Genomic DNA, 19,227 nt, shown 5'->3' on the forward strand with positions numbered 1-19,227 from the left:
ATGTTTTATTAATTATTTCTATACTCTGATGGCGAAATTCCAAAATGTTTTTTGAAGCAGTAACTAAAATAATTTGGTTCTGAATATCCAACTTTATAAGCAATTTCAAAAGACTTCATCTTTGTAGCCTTAATTAGTTCCTTTGATGCATCTAGTCTAATTTGAGTCAAATAATTTATAAAGGTCATTTTTGTTTCTTTCTTAAAAATAAAGCTAAAATAGGTTGGGCTTATGTATAGATAATTACAAAGACTATTAATGGTTATACTACTATCACTGTAATATTTATTGATATATGCCTTTGTTTTTTCTACTAAAAGTGTACAGCTGTCTTGCCTATCTTTTGTAATGTAGTTCATTATTTTGATAGATATATATTGAAACCAATTCTTAACTTGGTTTAAATCACTAAATCCATATAATTCCACGAACAAATTATAATTTTCACCAAAAACATAAGATAGATCCACATTTAAACTTTCGGCTGTTTTAATTATAGTTGTAAGTATTTCTAATAAATATATTTGAAAATGTTTAAATGGTCCCTTAGCATCTAAAAGTTTGTAGAATAAGCCATCTATTATTTCAACAATTTCATTTTCTGTTCCTACTTTTATAGAACTTCTAAGGTCATGTTCCATAATTTCATCAAAAACTATTTTTTCACTGCTACTTGGCTCAATATCTTCTATCCAAATAATTTTATTGTTGCCCATTATAAATCTATAGTCTAAGGCAAGAATAGCATTGTCATAAGAATCAGAAATATAAGAAACATCACTTATAATTGTACCAAGACCAATTGTAATAGTTAGTTTTAAATACTTTTCAATATTCTGTTTTATTTCTTCTAGTGTAGATTGAACACTGTTAAAAATAAAGCCTCTATCCTCTTCCAAATATGTACTAATTAGTACAATTATATCGTTATATATAAAAACTATTCCACTATTATTTTTAGAAACGATTTCCTCTATTATATTAAGCACTGCAAATTTCATTAATTCTAATTCATTATTGTTATCAATTTTCGAGGTCTTATACGTAACTTTCTTATCAATATTTATGACTGCTACCACAAACCGATTTCCATTTAAATTAATATTATAATTTTTACATTTCTCCTGTATTTCCTCCTTATTTAGTTTGCTAGTAATCAGATAAGTAAGGAATTTTTCTTTCAAGATAGGCAAGCTTTTCACATAATATTCTTCTAAAGCTTGCATATCCTTCTTTTTAATCATTTCCTTATCAATTTGTGATTTTACCCTCAAAAGCACCTCAATAAATTCCTTTGAACAAATAGGTTTTAGTGCATACTCAACCACATTCAGATTTACTGCCTTTTGAGCATATTCGAATTTATCAAAACCTGTTAGTATTATTATTTTTATGGTAGGAAATGCTTTTTTTAATTCTTCAGAAAGTTGAAGTCCATCCATAAATGGCATTTTAATATCAGTTATAACTACATCTGGAGTATATTTTTCTGCCATTTCTAAGGCATCTCTGCCATTCTCAGCTTCTCCAACTAGTTCAAAACCGTATTGTTCCCACTTTATTTTTTGTATTATACCTTTTCTTACTTCTTCTTCATCATCCACTAAAATTAACTTATACATATTGTCCCCCTATGTACCATTTATCTTAATTTTCCATTGATTTTCCATCAACTTTATGTCACAATTATACCATATCTTGAAAAAATTTATATATCATATTTTGAATAACCTTTTATACACTTACTATAATAACCCTGGCAATCTCCACTACAAAATAAGAACAGACCACATACTCAACTTAAAAAGTATACGACCTGCTCCATAATAACTTTAAAATATATTAATCTTTAGCTTCATTATAATTTTTTTCCTCATCTTTTAGATCATCCAAGGCTTCTTCCATTGCAGCGCCTACATCGCCTATAGATTTACCTCTCTGTTTTTCCAAGGTTTGCTTAATTTCCTCCTCAATATCTTCATCCGGATCTTCATCATTATCTATATCAGCATCCTCACCTATATCTAAATCAACATCCTCATTTATATCATACTCAGAATCTTTTGCATTACTAATAATAATATTTCTTATTTCCTCACCGAATTTTCGAGTAAGTAAAACCGAAACAGTTCCAACAATTGTAACACCAAGAATTGCTAACCCTATAAGATTTTTATTGGAATTAATCCTTTGCTTTCTTTGTCTACTATTTATGTTGCTTAATAATTCATCTAAATAATTCATAATATCCCTCCAAATTCAATATTTTTTCCATATCAATTATATTTTTTTCATATTAATTATATTTATTCCCCAATTTCTAAAAAAAATTCAGGTTTTATAGACTATCATTAAATCCACTTAAAACAAAGCTTTAAAGATTAGTTCTCCGCATAAATTATTCCATAAATTTCTTTATATGTATATCATATCATTCATTTAAACTATTTTTATTTTATTACCTCTTAGGGTATTGATTATTTGTCCAATATGGTATACGTTAGAGAAATAGATGAACGCTTTATTTGAATATTTTCTTCATTATTATTAGCGCCTCTTGTGCTACATAAATATTTACCACGGTGCTAATAACTCAAATCAAACAAAACAAAATTTAGGGAGTGTAAAATATGTTTTTAATTCCAAGTCCTAATCAATTAGACCTAAAAGAAGGTACCTTGCAGCTTAGGCGAGATACGGAAATAATCCTAGATTATCAGTGTGATTTCGATGACTTAAATGCTGCTATTTTATTACAGGATGAGATCCAACTGCAATTAGGTTTTAAATTAGTAATTAATAAGACCTTTGAAAACCATAGTGATAAAATCACAATTAGATTTAATAGAAAAGCCGGTGAAAATGAGTCTTACAAATTAACTATTGGTGGAAATTGCATAGCAATAGATGCTGCTACTTCAGTAGGTATATTTTATGGAGTACAGACTTTAAGACAAATTATTAGGCAAAATGGTGCGCTACTTCCAAATCTCAAGATAGAAGACAAACCATATTTTATTAACAGAGGATTCTATCATGATGTTACAAGAGGAAAGGTACCCACGCTAAAGACACTTATGGAGCTAGTCGACAGAGCATCTTTTTATAAAATCAATCAATTACAATTGTATATAGAGCATACCTTTGCCTTTAAGGGTATGAGTGAAATTTGGATGGACAAAGACCCACTAACAGCTGAGGAAATATTACTACTAGATCAATATTGTCAAAAGAGACATGTTGAGTTAATACCATCATTGTCTACTTTCGGTCATCTGTATGAGATTCTTAGATCAAAATCTTTCAATGAGTTATGTGAATTAGAAGACAGCCAGGGTGGTGAATACTCCTTTAGTAATAGAATGGTATCCCACACACTGGATACAACTAATGCTGGTAGCATAAAACTAGTTGAAAAAATGTTAATGCAATATATTCCTTTATTTACTTCAAACAAATTTAATATAGGTTGTGATGAAACCTTTGACCTAGGTAAGGGTAAATCAAAGGCCAAGGTGGATAAAGTTGGAGCCGGAATAACCTACGTTGAATTTTTGAACAAGGTAATAGATATAGTTACGAGAAAAGGAAAAAAGGTTATGTTCTGGGGTGATGTAATTTTACACCATCCAGAGCTTTTAAATATTATAGATAAAAATGCCATATGCCTTAATTGGGACTATAGCGAGAATGTCAAGGAAGATGGGACAAAGGCAATAGCCTCCACAGGTAGGGAACAGTATGTGTGCCCTGGTGTATGGGGCTGGAATCAATTAGTGAACAAAGTTGATAAAGGCTTTGAAAATATTAAAAGGATGGTTTCCTATGGTGTTAAGTATGGTGCAACTGGTCTTCTCAATACTGACTGGGGTGATTTTGGGCATATAAATTTTTTAAGTAGTTCTATTCCTGGTATGGCATTTGGAGCCTCCCTATCATGGAATCCCGAAGGAGATAAGAATTTTGAAAATGTATTTAAGGCCTTGTCCATTATAGAGTATGGTGATGAATCACTTCAATTAATATCCCTATTAAATCAATTATCCAAGGAGCAGATTGTAGGCTGGTATGAACTAGTAAATTGGAAGGAAAATTGCAGTGAAATTTCACATCTTAAACAGGATTATAGTAAACTTGATGATAAAAAGATTTTAGCTGGCTATAAACTAGCTTGTAAAATAGAAACTAAATTTACTACCTTATCCAAAGATGTACGCATAAATGCCTTTGATCTTCAAGAATTTATTGTTTCTGCAAGAGCAATACAACTTGTAGATAGTTTCTTCCTAAACTTAATGAAGAGTGAGTATTGCAGGGATGATTTAGATACACTCTTTACACCAATGGACTTAGCTGAAAATCTAGAAGTATGGTTTTGTGATTTTGCTAAAATTTGGAGATCTAGAAATAAAGAAAGTGAACTATATAGAATTAGAGAGATTATATCTTATACATGCAGTTACTTGAGGAGCATAAGCTCAGTAGCTTGCTAAAAATAACCCTCAACAATTATTATCATTAAAATAGCCGATTTCTACATGAACTGTAGAAACCGGCTATCTTAATTATAAAATACAATACATAAAACTACTTAATTAATTTATTTTCCAGCAAGAATTCTTCCGCAACTTTTGCTGGCTCTTCACCAAGTTTATCCACCTTATAATTTAATTCAATCATCTGTTTATTGTCAATCTTTCCACCTAATTTGTTAATTAAATCTTTAAGCTCTGGATGTTTTTTAAGAGTTTTACTATTAACTATTGGCACCGCATCATAATTTGGGAAGAAATGCTTATCATCTTTTAAAACCTTAAGTTTATAAGACTTTAATAATCCTTCTGTCATAAAAGCATCAATAGCATCTACCTTTTTATTAGCTAAAGCTGAATACCTAAGTCCTCCATCAATTGCGCTATCACTTTTAAACTTTAGATTATATACTTTAGTGAGCCCTGGATAACCATCTGCCCTATTACAAAATTCTAAGGTAGCACCGAGTTTTAGCTGGTCTCCTACTTTTGCTAAGTCTGAAATAGTCTCTAGATTGTATTTCTTAGCAGTGTCTTGTCTTACAGATAATGTATAACTATCATTAAAACCAAAAGGTTTTAGCCAAGTAATACCATAGTTTTTAACATAATAATCACTTACAACACTATATGCTTTTTCTGGATCATTAATTGGCTTTTGCTTCATAATACCAACTAAACTCATTCCAGTATACTCAGGGTACATATCTATTTCACCAGATTTCAATGCAGAATAAGCAAGGCCTGAGCCACCTAGATTTAAATGTGTTTCTACTTTAATATCTGTATTTTTTTCTATTAATGTTGCTAGCATATTACCTAGTATTATCTGCTCCGAACTATTGTAACAACCTACCACAATTGTGTCCTTTTTTTGAGTTGCCATGTAGATTCCACTAGCTACTAATATAACAGCTAAACTACCAGCTATTATTTTTTTGGTTTTACTAAATTTATATTTTTTTCTCTTAGATAATTTAATTGTTCCATCGGCTTTTCTGATTCCTGGAGGTGTTACCCCTCGTTCAATCTTTTCTACAACAGAGTCCATTAGTAGTGCTAGTAGACATGCAGGAATTGCTCCAGCTAAAATCATATTATTATCTACCGTTTGCACTCCGGAGAATACCATATATCCAAGTCCGCCTGCACCTATAAAGGCCGCAATTGTCATAAGTCCCACAGCAGTAACTGCTGATATTCTTATACCAGTCATAATTACTGGAAAGGCAAGTGGCAATTGAACTAATTTAAGTACTTGTTTATTTGTCATGCCCATTCCTTTAGATGACTCGATTACATCTGGATTTATATTCATAAGTCCAGTATAAGTATTTTTTATAATAGGAAGTAGTGAATATAAGAACACCATAAGGATTGCTGGTGTACTACCTATTCCAAGTATTGGTATTAAAAACCCTAATAGTGCTAAACTTGGTACTGCTTGTATTAAGTTTGCAAAACCTATAACGGGTCCCGACATTTTTTTGTATCTAGATATTAAAATACCTAGTGGAATACCAACAATTATTGCTAAAACTACAGCAAATACCGTTAACTCAATATGCTGCAACGTTAAATTTATTATCTCACTCTGCCTTGAAACTACAAAGTCTTTAAAACTTACTATTGAATTTATTATACCCATTAACCCTCATCCTCCTGATCAATATACTGGTTGCTTAAAACTATTAATAAGCTACTTTCAGTAATTAATCCAACTAATTTAGAACTATCATCCACAACTGGTACATATCCAATTTTAAGTTCATTCATTAGATTTAGTATATCTACTAAAGAGTCATTTAAATTGACGGTTTTAATTTCGCGTCCCATAATAGTATCTATCTTTAGTGAACCTGTGTAGTTTCTTATAATATCTTTTATTGTGACAATTCCTTCTAGTTTATTTTCTCTATTAACAACTAATAAACTATCTACACTATTGGACTTCATTATTTCTAAAGCTTGAAGTACAGTTCTACTACCTATAGTTTTAATTGGATCTGTAATCATGATATCTTTAGCTTTTATAAACCCTGGTTGCTGCCATATTCTATTTTTTCCTATAAATTCTTCAACAAAATCATCCGCTGGATTATTTAAAATTTCTTCTGGAGTATCAAACTGAATAATATTTCCGTCCTTCATAATACAAATTCTATCACCAAGCTTAAGTGCTTCATCCATATCATGAGTTACAAAAATTATTGTTTTTTTAAACTCTTGTTGAAGATTAAATAGTTCATCTTGAAGCTGATTTCTTGTAATTGGATCTAGTGCACTAAAAGGTTCATCCATAAGAATTATATCAGGATTTGTTGCAAAGGCTCTTGCCACTCCAATTCTTTGCTGCTGACCTCCACTAAGTTCACATGGATATCTGTCTATGTACTTCTCTGGTTCCATTCCTACCATGTTCAAAAGTTCTATTGTTCGATCATATATCTTCTTTTCCGGCCATTGTTCTAATTTTGGTATTATTCCAACATTCTCGCCTACAGTCATATGTGGTAAAAGTCCAGTTTGCTGTATGACATACCCCATATTCCGTCTAAGCTTAATGGTATCTTCCTTTAGTATATCATTGCCCTCTACGTATATCTTCCCTGAGGTTGGTGAAATTAACTTATTAATCATTTTTAAAGTTGTAGTTTTTCCACAACCACTTTGTCCTACTATAACTACAAATTCTCCCTTATTTACAGTAAAACTGATATCCTTAATCACGGTTTGGTTTTTAAAAACCTTGTGTATATTCTTAAACTCTAACATATTTCCTCTCCTCAATAAACTAGTAAAAAGTCAGCGAACTCTTATTAATTGTAACTGACACCTATATGTTATCATAGGATTGCTACTTTGCATAACTCCATAAACTATGAACAGATGTTGCAGTTCCATATATATTGAGCTATAGACGATATAAGGGTAAAAATGAAACATATGCTAGCTATTGCTTACATTTTGTAGATATATAGAGTTTAACTACATAATATGGGTGATAAATAAATATTTTTAATATTATTTACCTAATTAAATTCACTTTAAACCAAAATGCAAAAAAACTTCTTACCCTAAGATAAGAAGATAGACCTATATATTTTGTTATAACTACTACTATTGATTAAAACCTATACTCTTCATAATAATTAAAGCTGTGTCCTCTATAGCTCTTTTAGTTACATCAATTGTTAAACACCGTGTTCTTTTCATTACTTTTTCTGCATAATCTAACTCATCTAAAATTCTTTGATCATTAGAGTATTGAAAACTTGAATTAAGCCCATTGAATTTGTCCATTCTATGTTTTCTTATTTCAATAAGCACATAAGGATCTATTTTAAGCCCTATAATCTTCTTTCCTGGAATACTGTATAACTCTTCCGGAACTGGTACTTCAGGGACTAGTGGGATATTGATTGCTTTAATCCCTTTATTAGCTAAATACATACATAATGGAGTTTTTGAAGTTCTTGAAACGCCAATAAGCACTACATCTGCATGTTTTATTCCATTATAATCTCTGCTATCATCATAATGTATAGCATACTCCATAGCTTCTATTCTTTTGTAATACTCCTCATCCATGTTCCATATTGCCCCGGGAATATATTCTGGTTGCATCCCTAATAACTTAGAAGCCAGGCCTATTCCTGGTCCTAACACATTTGATACAAGTATCCCTTTTTCAACACATCTTTGAACTAAAAATTCTTTTACATCCACCATAATTATAGTGGAAATAACCATTGCTTTGGAATTAGTGTCTATTTTACTAATAAAATTATTAACATCCTCAGCTGTTTTAATGTGTGGTATTTTTTTTACTATTACACTGTCTGGAAACTGACTTGCTACTGATTTAGCTACAAGTTCCGCTGTTTCGCCTATAGAATCTGATACTGCATATATTGTTAACATTTTTAAACTCATCTACTTTCTTTTATATTTTATCTTTTGCGAATATAATTTTCACGACAATTAATATGGTGATCTTTCTAAGATATCTGCTACTTTAAACCACATATTTAAATTAAATTATCTTGTTTTAATAGCTTATATAATGTGGGCTTTAAATTAAATTGCTCCATTAAAGCTTTAACTTCAATCATTGCACTTTCTTTTTTCTCCACAGATATATTTGCTTTTGAAGCTCTAATCAATATATTTTTAGGAGAGTGTGATATATCAATAAATTCTAAAAGCTGAGTTTTATACCCTGCGCACTCTAAAAGGTTTGCTCTTACTGAATCCGTCATAAGCGCTGAAACCCTTTCTTGTACTATTCCATACTTTGTTAAGATAGACAATTCTTCTGTTTTAATTTGGCTATTAAATTCATGTTGGCAACAAGGAACAGAGAAAATCATCTTAGTATTCCACTTTATAGCATTATACAATGCATAATCAGTAGCTGTATCACAGGCATGCAAGGTAATAACCATATCCACACTATTAGTATATTTGAATCCGTTTATGTCCCCTATCTCAAAATGTAAGTTTTCATAATTGTATCTTTTGGCTATATCATTACATTTTTTAATTACATCCTCTTTAAGATCTAGTCCTATCATTTTCACATTAATTTTTTTAATTTTTACAAAATAATAATATAATACAAAGGTTAAGTAGGATTTACCACATCCAAAATCCAATATAGTAAGTTCCTTAAAATCATTGTTTGCAATCTCATCATCAATAATTTCAACAAATCTGTTGATTTGTTTATACTTATCATACATTGAATTAACAACTTTACCCTCTTTTGTGAAAATGCCTAAATCTATAAGAGGCTCTATTATCATGCCTTCTTTGAGAATATAATTTTTCTCTTTATTATGACCTTTATTAGCGAGCCTTATATTATCACCTTTTTTCACACCTAAATGAACCTTACCTTTTTTAGATATTTTTAAATCAAAGGTAGCTGTGTTTGACCAAGCATCCACTTGTTTATAATTAGATGATATAGTATCAAAAAGTTTTTCTTCTAAACTATCTATGCTTATATTTTCATGGAAAATTTGCTTATCAGTATATTTCTCCATTTGATAATATTGTTTCACATCGTCTTCTTTTAATACAAATATTATTTTATTAAATTCAACATCATTATTTGCTTTATTACTAACAACTAATTTTATAATTTCTTGTTGTATAATTTCATTAATGGCATTCTTTAAGTTTTCCATTTCAACACACCTTTTTATTTATTTTAAACTTGCTTTTATTTTAACCCTAGTATTACTGTAATTATATCATTAAACATCAAATTAATTAACTAATTGTAATACATTAAAGGCGCAAATTATTAACTATATTATTTTTCATAACTCTCTCCACTCTCTGGCCTAATTAATTTTACACTTACAACAACAAAAAAAAGCTGTAAGGAAGTAATGGCTACAATGCTTCCAACATCCGTACCACCATTTTTCATTACAGCTATAATCTATTACTTATTAGGTAGAATCCCAATCTCTATTTTCTGATTACTAACAATTTCGTATAATACATTGTTAATTTTTAAATTAATTGGACAATCACATTGAATTGTTATTTCCGTTTTATCCACACTCATATCCACCTGAATATGAGCTCCTTTATACAAAAAATTAAATTTAAGTCCACTCCACTTTTTAGGGAGCTTCGGTGTAAGGGAAATATAATTTTCTTTTATTCTCAGACCCGCAAATCCATATACTATTGCCATCCAGGTCCCACCCATATTAGCGGTATGAACCCCATCTTTGGTGTTTCCATGAGTATCATCTAAATCTAATCTTGCTGTCTCTATAAAATATTCGTATGCTTTATCAAGATATCCTATCTTAGATGCCATAATGCTGTATGCCGCGCAAGATAAAGATGAATCATGAGTTGTTATTTTCTCATAATAATCATAGGAATTTTTAATAGTCTGGATATCTGATTCATCTTCCACAAGAAAATGTGCAAGTACTGTATCTGCCTGCTTTAATACTTGATATCTATAAATAGTTAATGGATGATAATTTAGTAATAGAGGATATTTTTCTTTTGGTGTATTCTCAAAATCCCATACTGCTTTAGATAAAAAACTATCATCCTGAGCATTTATTTTAAGTTCTTTATCGTAGGGCAAGCACATATTCTCATAGGCCCGTGCAAACTGCTGTATTTCTTCCTCGAGCAAACTTATTTTATTACATAAACTATTTAGCATTTGCGGATCCTTGTCTAAGAGTTCATAATATAATTTTGTTGCCCACTTTAAATTATATTTTGCCATAGCATTTGTATAGTAATTATTGTTTACTATGGCAGTATATTCATCTGGTCCTGTTACAGCATCAATCTTAAATTCTCCTTTGTGAAAATGCCCTATCTCAATCCAAATCCTTGCGGTTTCAAAAAGCACCTCTGCTCCACACTCTTTTATAAACTCTATATCTCCTGTCGCTAAATAATATTGTATATAAGAATAGGCTATGTCGGCGTTAATGTGGTATTGAGCAGTACCCCCTGGAAAATATGCTGAGCACTCCTTACCTATTATAGTTCTCCATGGATAAGCTGCACCCTTTTTATGTCCTAATTCCCTTGCTCTTTGCCTTGCACTATCCAAAATACTAAAGCGATATTTCAAAAGACCCTTTGCCAATTCCGGCTTACATAGTGTGAAAAAAGGAAGCATATAAATTTCAGTATCCCAAAAATAATGTCCTTCGTAGCCTTCTCCACTTAAGCCCTTTGCTGCTATGTTACTTTTAGAATCTTTCCCCACTGCTTGAAGAAGTTGAAATAGATTATACCTGAGCCCTAGCTTAAGTTTTTCATCTCCCTGAATATTAATATCTGCCAGACTCCAAAACTCCTTTAAATAATCCCTTTGCTCATTTAATATTTCTTCAAAAGGTTTACGGCTTAACTTATCTACTATATCTATTCCTTGGCTGACAAGGCTTTTATATCGCCTTGAATCTGTGTATACATTATATTTAGTAAAGTTTATTATTTCTTTTCCAGGCTCTGTTTTAAATATAGTTTTTGCTACTTTGTAAGCATTTAAAAGAGAAACATCACAATTAACATTGCAACTATGCTTTGTTGTAACAGCTACAAGCTTCTTAGAGTTTTTAGTTTCCGATACTATCTGCATTATATCATTTTCTACCACCATAGACACTACAGATAGAATGTTAGCATGTCCTGATGACAAACGAGGATCACTTTCATTTGTGAAGTTTGTTACATCTCCATCAATTCCAGATTCTATAATTATTCCTTCATCAAAATTAACTTTTTCTATTTCATAATTAATAGTGAATAGTTCTAAATATTTTAGTGAAGCGAGTCTTGTTATCTTTATCTTAAGTTCTTTTCCCAGGGGCGAAACCCACCATATTTCTCTAACATAGCAGCCATCTTCCATGTCAAGATACCTGTTTAGGCTTTTCACAGTTCCCTCAAAAAGAGAAAACTTCTCTCCATCAATTATTATACTAACATTTTGTGCATCTGTAATATTTACTATTTTCTGCATCTTTTCTGGAAAAGCATAGGCTTTTTCACCGTATTGTATAGGAACTTCCTCATAAAACGCATTTATATACGATCCTCTAATTGTTCCATAGTAGTCAGGATATTTTTCTTCAAAGTTTCCTCTAATTCCTATATATCCATTTGAAACATTAAAAATACTTTCATTTTTCAATAAATCTTCTTCATTTAAACTATTATCGCTAATAATCCATTCGTTTTTCATAATGTCTACTCCCCTTATGAGTTATTCATAAAATAGTTATAAGTCTGAATTATTTAACGGCACCGGCCATAACTCCCTTAATAATATATTTCTGTGAAAATAAATAGAAAATAATTATTGGTATAATGGTAAGAACAAGTCCTGCCATGGCCAAATTCCATTGTATTGTAAACTCCCCGAAAAAATAGAAGGTAGAAAGAGGAATTGTTCGAAGTTTAGGGCTTCTAAGTACCAACGATGGCAGTAAATAATCATTCCATATCCATATTACATTTAAAATGGCTACCGTAACTGTAATTGGCTTTAAGTTAGGAAATACTATTCTCCAAAACACCTGAAACTTATTGCATCCATCTATCATTGCTGCTTCTTCTAGTGAACGTGGAAATGCCTTTATAAATCCATGATATAGAAATATAGATAAGCTAGATCCAAACCCAATGTACATAAAAATTAGTCCATAATAAGTATCTATCATTGAAAAATTAATAGCTTTGATTTCCCATGCACTCATGTACTGCATTAAAGGAATCATAACAGACTGAAAAGGAACAAGCATCGTTGCTATAAAAGTATATAATATGAAATTTGAAAGCTTTGAATTACTTCTTACTATTGCCCATGCAGACATAGAAGTAAGCAATATTATTAAAACAATACTTATTATTGTCACAAGTAATGAATTTGATAGTGCTTTCAAAAATTGCATTTTCTCAATAGCTGATATATAATAAGAAAAATCTAATGATTTAGGTAGACCTATGGTGTCTGTAAAAATCTCTGCCCTACCTTTAAACGAATTGACCACCATAATATACATAGGAAATAAGGTAAAAGCTGCGCTCAGAATTCCTAGTATAATAAACACTTTAGATGCTTTAGATTTTACTTTCATTACATATCAACCTCCCTTTTCTTAGTAGTATAGATCTGCAAAACAGTAATGACCATTATGACCAAGAAAAAGATGATGGACTTTGCCTGTGCCTGTGCATACTTGTTATAGCTAAAGGCTGTTGAAAAAATATTCATAGTTACTAATTCGGTGCTTCCAAAAGGACCACCATTTGTTAATGAAAGGTTGGTATCATATTGTTTAAAGGAATTGGATAGAGTAATAAATAAGCTTATTGTAAACGCAGGTGCTATTAGCGGAAGGGTTATTTTTTTGAATTTAGTCCAGCTATTTGCCCCGTCTATACTAGCAGCCTCCATAACATCCTCAGATATACTCTCTATAGAAGCTATATATATTACCATTACATACCCTGCCATTTGCCATACCCCTACAACAACTAGTGCCCAAAAGGCAGCAGTAGGCTCATCTAGCCAATTGAAAAATATCTTTGAGGTATGCGTAATTTCACCAAATTGCACAAAAAACTTTGTAAATATAAATTTCCATATAAAACCTAGAATAAGTCCACCAATTAAGTTAGGTAAAAAATATACACCCCTAAAAAAGTTTTTGCCCTTAACCTTTGAAGTTACGAGTAGTGCTAGTGAAAGTCCCACAATATTGACTAGTATGATCATAACAAAAGTATACTTTGTTGTAAGCCAAAAGGAGGTTACAAACTTTTTATCTGCAAATACTGCTGCATAATTTTTAAATCCTATAAAAGTTGATCCTTTAAAAGCAAAACCATCCCAATTTGTAAATGAGTATATTATTCCCATGACAAAAGGAATAATAACTACATTTATAAATATAAACAGCGAAGGAATAACAAACAAAGAAGTAGTTATTTTGCTTTTGAATTTTTTATTCATTATTACACTCTCCATTTTAATATTTTATTTTTCTTAGATTAAAAGCCTCTCACGGAGGCTTTTAATCTAAGAAGGTATGCTATTTCTTTGCTGCACTAACCCAAACTGCATTTATTTCATCTAGTAATTCATCTGCATTTGTTTTACCTGCATAGAATTTTTCCATTGCACTTGAACAATCCTTGTCAACACCTGCTGGGAATAGATTGAAAGTCCATGGTATAGTCTTTCCCTTTTCTGAATATGTTGAAATTTCTTTGGAAAGAACATCTAATTTACTGGTATCAAAACCATTGTATGCTGGAATAACCTTAAACTTATCTGTTACAAATGCTTGCCCTGCAGGCTGCGTGAATAACCAGTCTAAGAACTTAATTGCTCCTACTTGTTGCGCTGCTGTAGCTGCATTATTGACATGAAAGAAGTTTGTGTTTCCTACTGATAATGATGTATTGCCATTGATTGGCATTGGCATCATACCATATTCAAAATCAACTTTGTAATCGTCAATTATTCCTTGCGCCCAGTTTCCTTGATGAATCATTGCGAATTGACCTTGTGCAAAACCTGCAACTTGATCATCATAACTGTCTTTTGCAAGATTTGTATATGGCTTTAGCTTTGTTAAATCCTGCGCATATTGTTTAACTTCTTTAATGTCTTTTAATTTCAATTCTCCCTTTATAACCTTAGGTATAACTTCTTTATAGTTACTCATTGTTGCAAATGGCCAATTAAATGGGTGCATAAACTGAAAGTATGTTTCTTTCGCAAATGCTATTGGGTTTTTAACTCCTTTAATTAGTGCGAGTTTCTTGCTTGCTTGGACTAAATCATCTGTTGATTTGATGCTAGCAGGATCTACACCGGCCTCTTTAAACATTTTCTTGTTATATATTAATCCAAATCCTTCGATTGCAAGTGGTAGACCATATAACTTACCATCCTTCATTGCGTCATCAGCCTGTCCTTTAGCAACTTTTGCTGCTGATTTTGCAGAATCCATTGGGGCCATATATTTGAAAAATTTATCAAACTCACTGCCACTTCCACAAGTAAAAAGTGTAGGTGCTTTTTCTGGACTTGATGCAAACTGAGACTGCAGAGTCGTTACCAAATTATCTCCTGCTGAACCCAATATTTGAACTTCCACATCGCTTTGAGAAGTATTAAATGCCTTTGCTGCCTCTTCAAGTTGAGGTTGAATTTCAACCTTATTTTGAATTACAGTAATTATTGCTTTTTCCTTTTTAGCAGTCTCAGTTGTTTTTGTATCCCCGACTTTTGAGGCACATCCAGTCATAGTTGATAATGCTAATACAATAGCTAAGATAGTACTCATGGATTTTTTCATGCTAATTCCCCCTATTTTTTATTTTCTTTATGAACTTGAAATTATGATGAATACCTTTACAATAAAATTTTTGTATAACCTGAATATTTAAAGTATATTGACATTATATCCAAAAAATCGTATGATTTTTATACAATGTTAATATATTTTGCACTTTATTGTGGTTAATTTTTGAGAGGTGATATTTTTTGGAAGACATTTATAAGAAACTTGAATCTACAATGGCTAGAAATAGATACACTTCTTATATCCATCCACCCTACGCCCTTGAGTGTAAGCTGGTACAAGCTATTAAGCAGATGGATTATGATAAAAGTATCAAGGCCTTGAACCAGATCAATTCCCTAGAACGAGCCGAGCTGTCTAAAAGACCTCTTAGTTCTCTTAAATATTCACTTATTGCCTCATGTACATTTTTTACACGGGCTATAATTGAAGCAGGCCTTGATACTGAGACTTCCTTTATGTTAAGTGATTATTATATTAACCTTATTGACGAAACTGCTACTATCTCCGAAGTTCAAGCTTTAGAATACAAAATGTTAAATGATTTTATTATGGTTTTAAAAAAATACAAGGAAAATATTTATAATCCACTTATTAACCGAGTAATCACCTATATAAATAAAAATATAGAAAACAATTTATCCCTAGCAGAAATCTCTTCTTTTGTAAACGTGCATCCCAATTACCTGTGTGCTGCTTTTAAAAAGGAAGTAAGCAAAACCTTATCTGAATATATTAATGATCAGCGAATTATTGCTATTAAGTTGTACATGAATCACGCAAATTCAAGCATAAGTGAAATAAGCTATGCTTTTAATTTCAGTCATGTAACTTACTTTTGTCGTTTTTTCAAAAAGCAAACCGGTATAACACCAAGCGAATATAAAAAGCAGTGCTCAAGTACAAATTCCTTAGTGGAGGATTAATAAATTTTCTACTTTAAAATCAATAATGCCACCCTTAAATTACTAAGGATGGTATTATTGATATCCTCCACTTCTAAATGTGGATCATTTATAAAGGTATTTACCTATTATTATCAATAATAGCAAAATATACAAGCTTACCTATTGAATTCGGAGCTTTTCCAGTATGAGAAAACTCTTTAACAAAGTAAAAGACAAAACTCCTGAGCTCTAAAAATTCACTCAAGAGTTTTATCTAATTTAATATCTTTTGTTACACACTCTTCTTTATTTTCTTTTATTCTAAATAGAGAAATCACATTATCACCAGTTCTTCTACCGAATATAATACTGGCTCCTTTTGAAATATATTCAGGAGCAAAATCAAAATTATCACCCTTAGTTATTTTTTCTACCTTTCTACTTTTTAAATCTACAATATATATATTGTGTGGTTCCTTTGCCCACTGCTGAGCATCATTATTTGCATTAGATGCTGAATATATAATTTTATCTCCTTTTGGTGAGAAAGATGGTGTCATTGTAACCACCCCCTTAGCATTTGTGTTATACGGGCCATTAGTAGTAGATATCATACTTTCTGGTAAAATAGGAGCAAATGTTCCCTTTATTACATCTACTGTTCCTATTGTCTTATTGACATTCATATACCTTACTCCACCATTATTAAGTACAGGCCTCTTTCCATCTAAGGGATTTATAGCTAAGTTATCTTTATATGCTAAAGCAAAAACCTGTTTATCGTCGCAAAGTATAAACTTATTAGTTTTTACCTCATATACACCAAAAGGAACTCCATCAGCATTTAATGATCCTGATTGAGCTTTGCGCCATATATAAACATAAGCTCCATCCTTTGAAATTCCAGCAACTTTAGGTATTAAGCTGCTATTGGGAATATCATCACTCCAAGGTTTAGCTTTGATTATTAGATCTTCCACTCCAGAATTCATATCATATTTTATAAGACCCTTTGGCTTAATATAATTATCACCATCCTTTATAAAATATCTATATACTCCTGCATATATAATCCCATTATTATCACTTGCCATATCTTCATAACGTTCTCCATTTTTAATATAAATAGAAGATTTTTTAGTTATTAAATTAAACCCATTAAGCCCTCCGTTTTCTGCTCCGTATGCTAGCTCAGTGTTTTTTACCCAGACGTAACTTATTACCTTGCCAACAACTTTTATAGTTTTTTTGTTTCCCTCTATTAAGTCAATTTCAGATATATAAAGACTTCCATCCTTTGTATAAGCAACATTTACTCCATCTGGTGAAATACTTGGATTTTTGAATACTCCACCCTTGTCTACTAATACCTCCTTATCTAATTTTAATAAATTGACTGTCCATAAACTATTCTCCTTAACCATTACTGCAAAATCATTGGGATTTTTACTTTCTTTCGTTTTAGCAAGGGCACTGCCTACAAATGTTCCTGTGATTGTTATAACTAATATTGTTGTTAGCGCTATTAATTTTTTAAAATTTTTAATCATATTACTCTCTCCTTTAGTTTCTCTTTAATACTTGCTAGCATAACAAAAAATCTTCCTTAAACATAATCTCAATATTAATTAGTATTTCCTTTGTTCTACGTTTTTAATATTTCTTTTTCTTATATTTTAACTTGTTATAGTAATATTTTGAGAAGTGAGAATGCTAGTCATAAAGTATTCTCGCTTAAAATGCTTTACTAACACAATTTTAATTTGAGGAACATATTATAATGCAGGGAGTGATATTATGTCTAAGTATGAAAAAAAACCTGATATTTCACATTGCCATGAAAATTTGTGTGATAATTGTGATTGCACATCGCAAATTAGAAATGTATTAGAGAAAATTTCCATAGCAGCTGAAGCTATGAATCGTCCAGTAAGCCTTCAAATAAATACTACAAATGGAGGAATAACTACCAGTTCCATAAGTAATCTATCACAAGTAGGTAATGGTATCGTAAGGTTAAATAATGGATACATTGTATCTTTGTACAGTATTACATGGATAAGAGTACTTGGCAATACTGCTTTTGAATCACTTGGAGGCATTACTCCACTGCCCTTACCTGATCCCGTACAAACAAACTGTGAACAAGTTTGCGAAAAAGAAATTAGAGATAGTCTATTGATTGGAACTACTTATAATTTTATGGTGGGCGGTACTACAACTGGAAACAGCCGTCTTAATGTCAAAGCTGTTGGTATAATATTTGCTGGTGTCTCAGCCACTAGTACAGACACTGCAATTACAACTTGTAAAATAGAAATAGTAAATCCTCCAATTGCATAATTTTAATTGAAAATTAACTTTGAATATAAGAAACCTATTTTGGGTCTATTTTGTAACTGCGTGAATTTATATGTAAATACTGTTGACATTTATACAGTTCTATTATATAATAATAATTGTCGCCGGGGTGTAGCGCAGCTGGGAGCGCGCGTGGTTTGGGACCATGAGGTCGCAGGTTCAATCCCTGTCACCCCGACCAAGTAAAGAGTTGTCAATAGGCAACTCTTTTTTTATTATAAATTTTTCATACCACTGAAGCAGTTCTACAAGGTATACGAAGTTTACTTAAATCAAACAACATTTGAAGATACATATTGAATACATTATCTAAGGTGGTGTCAGTGACACCATTACATAGGTTGTTAATGGACAAGGTTATTCATATCACCTGCCCTCCCAGATTATTATTAATAACTCTCATTTATATAAACTAACTTGATTATTTTTACGCAAAGTAAAAACCACTAAGTTAAACTTAGTGGCCTTTTGTTACCTAGCGATGACCTACTCTCCCACAAAGTTACCCCTGCAGTACCATTAGCGCATTGAAGCTTAACCTACCTGTTCGGTATGGGAAGGGGT

14 protein-coding genes, 1 tRNA gene and 1 rRNA gene are annotated in these 19,227 nt (G+C 31.3%); 4 read left to right on the plus strand and 12 right to left on the minus strand.

The annotated features are described in order from the left end of the window. Nucleotides 1–8 precede the first annotated feature (8 nt). Complete coding sequence (locus KPL51_RS20625) at nt 9–1,622, minus strand: response regulator (RefSeq protein WP_216165859.1); 1,614 nt, start codon at nt 1,620–1,622, stop codon at nt 9–11. 220 nt (nt 1,623–1,842) lie between these two features. Next, nucleotides 1,843–2,244 carry a hypothetical protein gene (locus tag KPL51_RS20630; RefSeq protein ID WP_216165861.1) on the minus strand — a complete coding sequence of 134 codons (402 nt, stop codon included), beginning with the start codon at nt 2,242–2,244 and terminating at the stop codon, nt 1,843–1,845. A 386-nt stretch (nt 2,245–2,630) separates the two neighbouring features. Here KPL51_RS20630 and KPL51_RS20635 point away from each other — a divergent pair, with 386 nt between their 5' ends. Then, on the plus strand, nt 2,631–4,493 hold the full coding sequence (locus KPL51_RS20635; RefSeq protein WP_216165863.1) for a beta-N-acetylhexosaminidase: 1,863 nt from the start codon (nt 2,631–2,633) through the stop codon (nt 4,491–4,493). 94 nt (nt 4,494–4,587) lie between these two features. On the opposite strand, the gene KPL51_RS20640 is transcribed toward KPL51_RS20635, so the two are convergent. The 8 genes from KPL51_RS20640 to KPL51_RS20675 form a co-directional block, all read right to left on the minus strand. Continuing rightward, nucleotides 4,588–6,180 carry an ABC transporter permease/substrate-binding protein gene (locus tag KPL51_RS20640; protein WP_216165866.1) on the minus strand — a complete coding sequence of 531 codons (1,593 nt, stop codon included), beginning with the start codon at nt 6,178–6,180 and terminating at the stop codon, nt 4,588–4,590. Continuing rightward, a complete protein-coding gene (locus KPL51_RS20645) occupies nt 6,180–7,307 on the minus strand; it encodes an ABC transporter ATP-binding protein (RefSeq protein WP_216165868.1) in 1,128 nt (375 codons plus the stop codon). Before KPL51_RS20645 ends, KPL51_RS20640 begins: the two co-directional genes overlap by 1 nt. 345 nt (nt 7,308–7,652) lie before the next feature. Next, nucleotides 7,653–8,456, minus strand: coding sequence for a pyruvate, water dikinase regulatory protein (locus KPL51_RS20650; protein ID WP_216165870.1), 804 nt, complete (start codon nt 8,454–8,456; stop codon nt 7,653–7,655). 107 nt (nt 8,457–8,563) lie between these two features. Beyond that, a complete protein-coding gene (locus KPL51_RS20655) occupies nt 8,564–9,727 on the minus strand; it encodes a class I SAM-dependent methyltransferase (RefSeq protein ID WP_216165872.1) in 1,164 nt (387 codons plus the stop codon). Between the two features lie 263 nt (nt 9,728–9,990). Beyond that, nucleotides 9,991–12,282, minus strand: a complete 2,292-nt coding sequence (locus KPL51_RS20660) for a glycoside hydrolase family 65 protein (protein ID WP_216165874.1) — start codon at nt 12,280–12,282, stop codon at nt 9,991–9,993. A gap of 49 nt (nt 12,283–12,331) precedes the next feature. After that, nucleotides 12,332–13,177 carry a carbohydrate ABC transporter permease gene (locus KPL51_RS20665; protein ID WP_216165876.1) on the minus strand — a complete coding sequence of 282 codons (846 nt, stop codon included), beginning with the start codon at nt 13,175–13,177 and terminating at the stop codon, nt 12,332–12,334. After that, nucleotides 13,177–14,055, minus strand: a complete 879-nt coding sequence (locus tag KPL51_RS20670) for a carbohydrate ABC transporter permease (RefSeq protein WP_216165878.1) — start codon at nt 14,053–14,055, stop codon at nt 13,177–13,179. The genes KPL51_RS20665 and KPL51_RS20670 overlap by 1 nt, the downstream gene beginning before the upstream one ends. A gap of 79 nt (nt 14,056–14,134) precedes the next feature. Beyond that, on the minus strand, nt 14,135–15,409 hold the full coding sequence (locus KPL51_RS20675; RefSeq protein WP_216165881.1) for an ABC transporter substrate-binding protein: 1,275 nt from the start codon (nt 15,407–15,409) through the stop codon (nt 14,135–14,137). A gap of 188 nt (nt 15,410–15,597) precedes the next feature. Between KPL51_RS20675 and KPL51_RS20680 the strand changes: the two genes are divergently transcribed. After that, a complete protein-coding gene (locus tag KPL51_RS20680; protein WP_216165883.1) occupies nt 15,598–16,341 on the plus strand; it encodes a helix-turn-helix domain-containing protein in 744 nt (247 codons plus the stop codon). Between the two features lie 218 nt (nt 16,342–16,559). Here KPL51_RS20680 and KPL51_RS20685 read toward each other — a convergent pair whose 3' ends face one another. Then, entirely contained in the window at nt 16,560–17,852 is a 1,293-nt protein-coding gene (locus KPL51_RS20685) for a TolB family protein (protein WP_216165885.1), read from the minus strand. A 247-nt stretch (nt 17,853–18,099) separates the two neighbouring features. Here KPL51_RS20685 and KPL51_RS20690 point away from each other — a divergent pair, with 247 nt between their 5' ends. Both KPL51_RS20690 and KPL51_RS20695 read left to right on the plus strand, forming a co-directional pair. Further along, nucleotides 18,100–18,645 carry a hypothetical protein gene (locus KPL51_RS20690; RefSeq protein ID WP_216165887.1) on the plus strand — a complete coding sequence of 182 codons (546 nt, stop codon included), beginning with the start codon at nt 18,100–18,102 and terminating at the stop codon, nt 18,643–18,645. Nucleotides 18,646–18,768: 123 nt separating this feature from the next. Beyond that, nucleotides 18,769–18,844, plus strand: a tRNA-Pro gene (locus KPL51_RS20695). 292 nt (nt 18,845–19,136) lie between these two features. Here KPL51_RS20695 and rrf read toward each other — a convergent pair. Further along, nucleotides 19,137–19,227: ribosomal RNA gene (gene rrf / locus KPL51_RS20700) — 5S ribosomal RNA — on the minus strand; the annotation flags it as partial.

It is taken from the genome of Clostridium bowmanii (assembly GCF_018861315.1).
GTDB lineage: Bacteria > Bacillota > Clostridia > Clostridiales > Clostridiaceae > Clostridium_AD > Clostridium_AD bowmanii.